Origin of the sequence: Photorhabdus heterorhabditis (assembly GCF_018448905.1) — a bacterium.
In the GTDB taxonomy this organism is placed as follows: domain Bacteria; phylum Pseudomonadota; class Gammaproteobacteria; order Enterobacterales; family Enterobacteriaceae; genus Photorhabdus; species Photorhabdus heterorhabditis.
Window position 1 is genome coordinate 1 of sequence record NZ_RCWA01000075.1, and the last position, 5,899, is coordinate 5,899.

Here is a 5,899-nt window from a genome sequence, read left to right on the forward strand (position 1 = left end):
GATAGCCCCCAAACACAGGTCCAAAATCAGGGCAATGTCCCGGTGGTCAATATTGCTACGCCAAATGATATGGGGATATCTCACAATACTTATAAAGAGTTCAATGTCGCCACGCAAGGCGCCGTCCTTAATAACGCCACTCAGGCGGCGCAATCCCAACTGGCCGGGCAACTTAACGCCAACCCTAATCTGAAAGAGAAACCGGCTGAACTGATCATCAATGAAGTGACCGGCAACCGACGTTCTCAGCTTCAAGGCCAGTTGGAAATTGTGGGTAATAAAGCCAATGTGATGATTGCCAACCCCAACGGCATCACCTGTGATGGCTGTGGTTTTATTAATACTTCAGGCGCCACCCTGACCACCGGTAAACCGCAATTCGATAAACAGGGCGCGCTGGCAGTGAAACAGGGCCAGATTACCATTGGTGATAAAGGGCTGGATGGCAAGGCGACAGATTATGTCGATATCCTCAGCCGGGCAACCGAATTAAATGGAAAAATTCAGGCCAATACCCTGTCGCTGACGCAGGGCGCCAACCGCATCAACCGGAAAGATGGCACCGTGAAACCTATCGCGGGCGAAGGCGCTAAACCGCAATTAGCGGTTGATACCAAAGCCTTAGGCGGCATGTACGCCAATAAAATCCGGCTGGTGGCGACTGAAGCGGGGGGGGGGGTTAATCTCACCCATCTGACCACCGCGCAGGACGCTATCCGTTTAACCGCTGAGGGTAAAATTATCCTGGGGGAGGTCCAGGCCAAAACCGACCTCCACATCAACAGCAAAGCCATTGAAACGACAGCAAAAAGTCATGTACAGGCCGGTCAACATCTGATGTTGACCACCGACACACTCCACAATCAGGGCCAAATCCGGGCGGGGGGAGATATCACCCTGAAAGCAGCCAGACTGGATAACGTCAACTCAACCCGGCAAAGTCACCCCATCATTAGCGCGGGGAAAAACAGTCGCATTACCGCTGACGAGATAAATAATGGGGGTGAGTTAAGCGCCGCGCACAATCTCACCCTGACCGGCAAAAATTTTTCAACGGAAGCGATAAAAGACCGTCAGGGGAATATCCTCGGTAAACTCAGCGCCGGGGGAGATTTAACCGCGGTATTGAAAGATAAATTTAGTTTTAATTTTGATAAAGAGCATGTTAAAGCGGGCAAGAACCCCACGGATCGGGCGTTAATCACCGGGAAAAACCTGTCTTTAACTGCCCGAGATTTAGTGAGTCGTGCGTCAATGAGGGCAGAACAAAACTTAATCATTGACGCAGAGACAATCTATTTAGGCCAGGGGAACTTAAAAGCCGGGGATCATGTCATGCTGGATGGAAAGTCACATCTTGACGTGAATGGCTATGATATTTCCGGTCGGGATGTGACCTTGCTTGCCAGCCGGGGGGGGCTGTCGGTTGTCTCTGGAGACGACTATACCCCGGAAGGCGTCAGGGTATTAACCACGCTTTCTGCTGATAACCTATTACGTATTATCGCCGAGGGTCCTATTAATATTGCCGATACCCTGATTAACCGGGCGAAAAATATCTTTTTGGCAACCAATGATAAGCTTGAGATTTATGCCTCGGGTGATTTAATTGATGAACAGAGTCCACTCAATGACGGCGCTAAACAAACGTTAATTAATCAGCGTCTGCGCCAGCTCAGCCAATTACAGGCGGATGACAATATTGAGATCCATGCCGGAAAGATTGTCGATCTGAGAAGCATTTCCTTGACGGCAGGGAAAGATATCACGCTGACCAGTGGTGGGGAGCTTGATATCAGTAAAATCACCCCCGAAGCCCCCTATGAATATGAAAATGCACACGGAAAGGGTTATGAAAAGCATGATGAATATGAAAATGCCCGTGACGAGGAAGACGAACAATCTTACCCACAATTTCAATTCCCGATAATCAGAAGTACCCTCACTGCCGGCCACAATTTAACCCTGAATGCCGGCGGTCACCTGGTTGATACTGACGCCACGTTGTTGGTCAACGGGACGACGACAATCACCCAACACAACCCCGAACTGCACTCACCGGCAGGGCGGTATAACTCAGTGGCAGGGAAATATACGCCGGTCACTGCTGCGCTGATTGCACGGGCATTAACTCATGCGCCTCAACTGACCCTAAACGTCTCAGAAGTGGAAGGCGAAGTCCCGGGGATCACACTGGCGGATAAACACACCCGGATCACCGCGAAAAACAATCGCCCGATTATTCATATTGCGGCACCTAACGCCCGGGGTGTTTCACATAACCGTTATCAGGCATTGAATGTTGGCACGTCGGGACTGGTATTGAATAACGCGACTCAGGATACACAGTCTCTGCTGGCGGGGAAAATTGGCGCCAATCTGAACTTCACCGGTCAACCGGCTGAGCTGATTATTCATGAGGTGGTGGGCACGATGGCCTCAAATCTGCAAGGGCTGCTGGAAGTGGTGGGGCAAAAAGCCGCGGTTTTCATCACTAACCCGAACGGCATCACCTGCCAGGGTTGCGGCTTTATCAATACCCCGGCGGTCACCTTATCCACCGGGAAACCGGTGTTTGATAAAGCGGGTGCGTTAGCGGCTCTGGAAGTGAGAAAAGGTGCCATCACCTTGGGTGAAAAGGGACTGGATGCCACGGCGCAAGATTCTGTCGCTATCCTCAGCCGGACCACTCAGCTGAACGGCAAACTCCAGGCGAAAAACCTGACATTGACACAAGGGGCCAACCAGATTGATGTCAAACGCGGGATTCCTGTCCCTATTGCAGAGGACGGTGATACCCCCTGGAACGCGATGGAGACCGGATTATTGGGGGGAATGTCTGCCAATAAAATCCGTCTGGTGAGTACCGAGCCGGGTAAGGCGGTCAACCTGACTCACCTGACGGCAACCCAAGGCGACATCAGTCTGACGGCGGATGGCAAGGTGACTCTGGGGGATGTCCAGGCTAAAACGGATATCACCGTTAACGGTAAAGACATTGACATGGCGAAACAGAGTCATATGCAAGCGGGGCAAAGTCTGATACTGACAACGGGGACATTGAGGGGGCAGGGAGAAATTCGTGCCGGCAATGATGTTACCGTTAAGACGAGTTATTTATCTTTATATGGCGGAAAGTTAAAAGCCGGGAACCAGGTTCTGTTACAGGCAGAGAAAAGTCTTACGGTGCGTGACTCGGATATTTCAGGTCATGACATGACCTTAATCTCCCGCGGTGGGGATATTTCTGTTTCATCGGGAGGAAATAATTCCACTGCGGCAGGTACACGGGCATTATCCACTATTTCTGCGGTTAATACGTTGCGTATTCTGTCTGAACAGGGAATATCGCTTTCAGATACGTTAATTAACCGGGCAAAAAATATCTTTTTAGCGGGTAATCGTTGGGTTGATACTAACCCGCATTTGGCCGCAGATGAGAATATTGAGCTTCACGCGGGAGCGGGGATAAATTTAAAGGGTCTTTCCCTGACCGCCGGGAAAGATATTACCCTGACCAGTGGGGGTTCGATTAATATTGGCAAGGTCACCGCCGGCAATCATTTAACCCTGATTGCCCGCCGCAATATCACGGAGACAACATTATCGGCAGCAGGGACGACCACAGTCGCCCCAAATAGCGCCGCGTTGCACTTAGTCGGCGGGCAATATACTCCGGTAACTTCTGCACTGATTGACCTTGCATTCGGCCATGCCCCCCAACTGACCCTCACTATTCCAGACATAGCCGGGGGCATACCCGGGATTCAACTGGCGGATAAACGCGCGCAGATTGCCGTGAGAAATAACCTGCCTGTTATCCAGATTGCGGCGCCTAATTCTCAAGGTATTTCACATAACCGTTATCGAGAGTTTAATGTTGGGGCTGCCGGACTGGTACTCAATAATGCTACCGAAGCGACCCAGTCTGTACTGGCGGGTCCCATTGGGGCAAATCCCCACTTCAACGGTCAATCGGCTGAGTTGATTATTCATGAAGTGGTGGGAACGTTAGCTTCAAATCTACAGGGCTTATTGGAAGTGGTGGGGCAAAAAGCCGCGGTCTTCATTGCCAACCCGAACGGTGTAACCTGTTACGGCTGTAGCTTTATCCATACCCCGGCGGTCACCTTATCGACTGGGAAACCAGTGTTTGATAAAGCAGGCGCATTAGTGGCGTTGGAAGTGAAAAAAGGCACCATCACCGTTGATGAAAAGGGGCTGGATGCCACGGCGCAGGATGATGTCGATATTATCAGCCGGGCCACGAGACTTCACGGCAAGGTGCGGGCGAAAAACCTGACATTGACACAAGGGTCCAACCGGATTGATGTCAAACGCGGGACTCTTGTCCCTATTGCCGGCGAGGGTGATATCCCCTGGAACGCGATGGATACCGGGTCATTGGGGGGAATGTCTGCCCATAAAATCCGTCTGGTGAGTACTGAGGCGGGTAAGAAAGTTAACCTGACCAACCTGACCTCTACGCAAGGCGACATCAGTCTGACGGCGGATGGCAAGGTGACGCTGGGCAATATACAGGCCAAAACGGATATCACCGTGAGCAGTAAAGACATTAAAACGGCGGAACCGAGTCATGTGCAGGCGGGGAAAGACATCACGCTGGCTACGAACACACTGAACAACACCGGTAAGATAATTGCAGACGGTGATATGCGGTTGTTTATCGACCATTTATACCATCAGAATCAGGGGCTGATTCAGGCAAATAACCATCTCTGGGTGCAAAAAGACGCGAGCGGTCACCTAAGCACTGAGATTAACAACACGTCTGCGACGCTGAAAACTAATAATGGCGATATCATTATTCGCACCAAAGCGTTAAATAATGCCCGGGATGCCCGCGTCGCGGCGGGCATGAACGCGTATATCAATGCGACAAAACTGGATAACAGCCAAAGCCAGTTGCATGCGAATAAAAATCTCATCTTAACCGGTCACGACTTTAACCACGGGATGGACGGCAAACTGTCAGCCGATCTGAATGTGGTGGCGGATTTTATTCATCAATTCAACGGCACGGCATTCATACTGGCGAAAAATATTCTGCTGCATGCCGGTGAAATTATCAGCATGGGATACCTCAAAGCGGACAATGATCTGTCCGTCATCGCTGAACGTAGAATGAATGCCCGCCAAAACACACTGGAGGCAAAGAGAAATCTGACCTTGATGGCGGGCAAAGAGATTGAGGCATTTCAAGTCGGGTTGAAGGGAGACAATATTGAACTGCTGACGCGTGAAGGCGACATCCGGATGTGGGGGGACGGTTCGCGTATTTCGGCGGGCAACCATTTGCGGATGTTCGCGGATCACAAACTGGATCTCTATGGCCTTTTATTCGATAAATCAAACACGATAACGTTAAACGCAGGTCATGACATTGATGCCAGCCGGGTTAAATTGGCCGCACAGAAAAATCTGACACTGATTGCGGGCAAAGGTATCACTGCCCGTGAAACCGGGCTGACAGGGGAAAATATTGAGCTTCTCGCGCGTGAGGGTGACATTAGGCTGCCGATGGGCGTGGAGGATTCTTCTCATATTTCGGCCAACAATAATGTGCAGATGTTCGCAAGTCACATCCTGGATATCCGGGGGATTTTATTCGATAAAGCCAACCATATGACGTTAAACGCGGGTCATAACATTGAGGCCAGCGAGGTTAAACTGGCGGCCAATAAAAATCTGACTCTCATAGCCGGCAAAGCTATCACCGCCGGTCAGGCAGAGTTAAAGGGGGAAAATGTTGAGCTACTGGTGCGTGAAGGCGACATCCAACTGGGATGGAGACAGCCTGAGTCATTATTACCCACCATTTCGGCGGATAATCATTTGCGGATTTCCGCGGGCCGCGATCTGGATCTTGCCGGTATCC

The 5,899-nt window shown here is 50.9% G+C and carries 1 protein-coding gene; it reads left to right on the top strand.

Annotation, left to right across the window (positions count from 1 at the left end):
- Positions 1–5,899 (top strand): two-partner secretion domain-containing protein (locus tag EAE89_RS22075; RefSeq protein ID WP_214086586.1); only part of this gene is annotated, 5,899 nt, incomplete at both ends.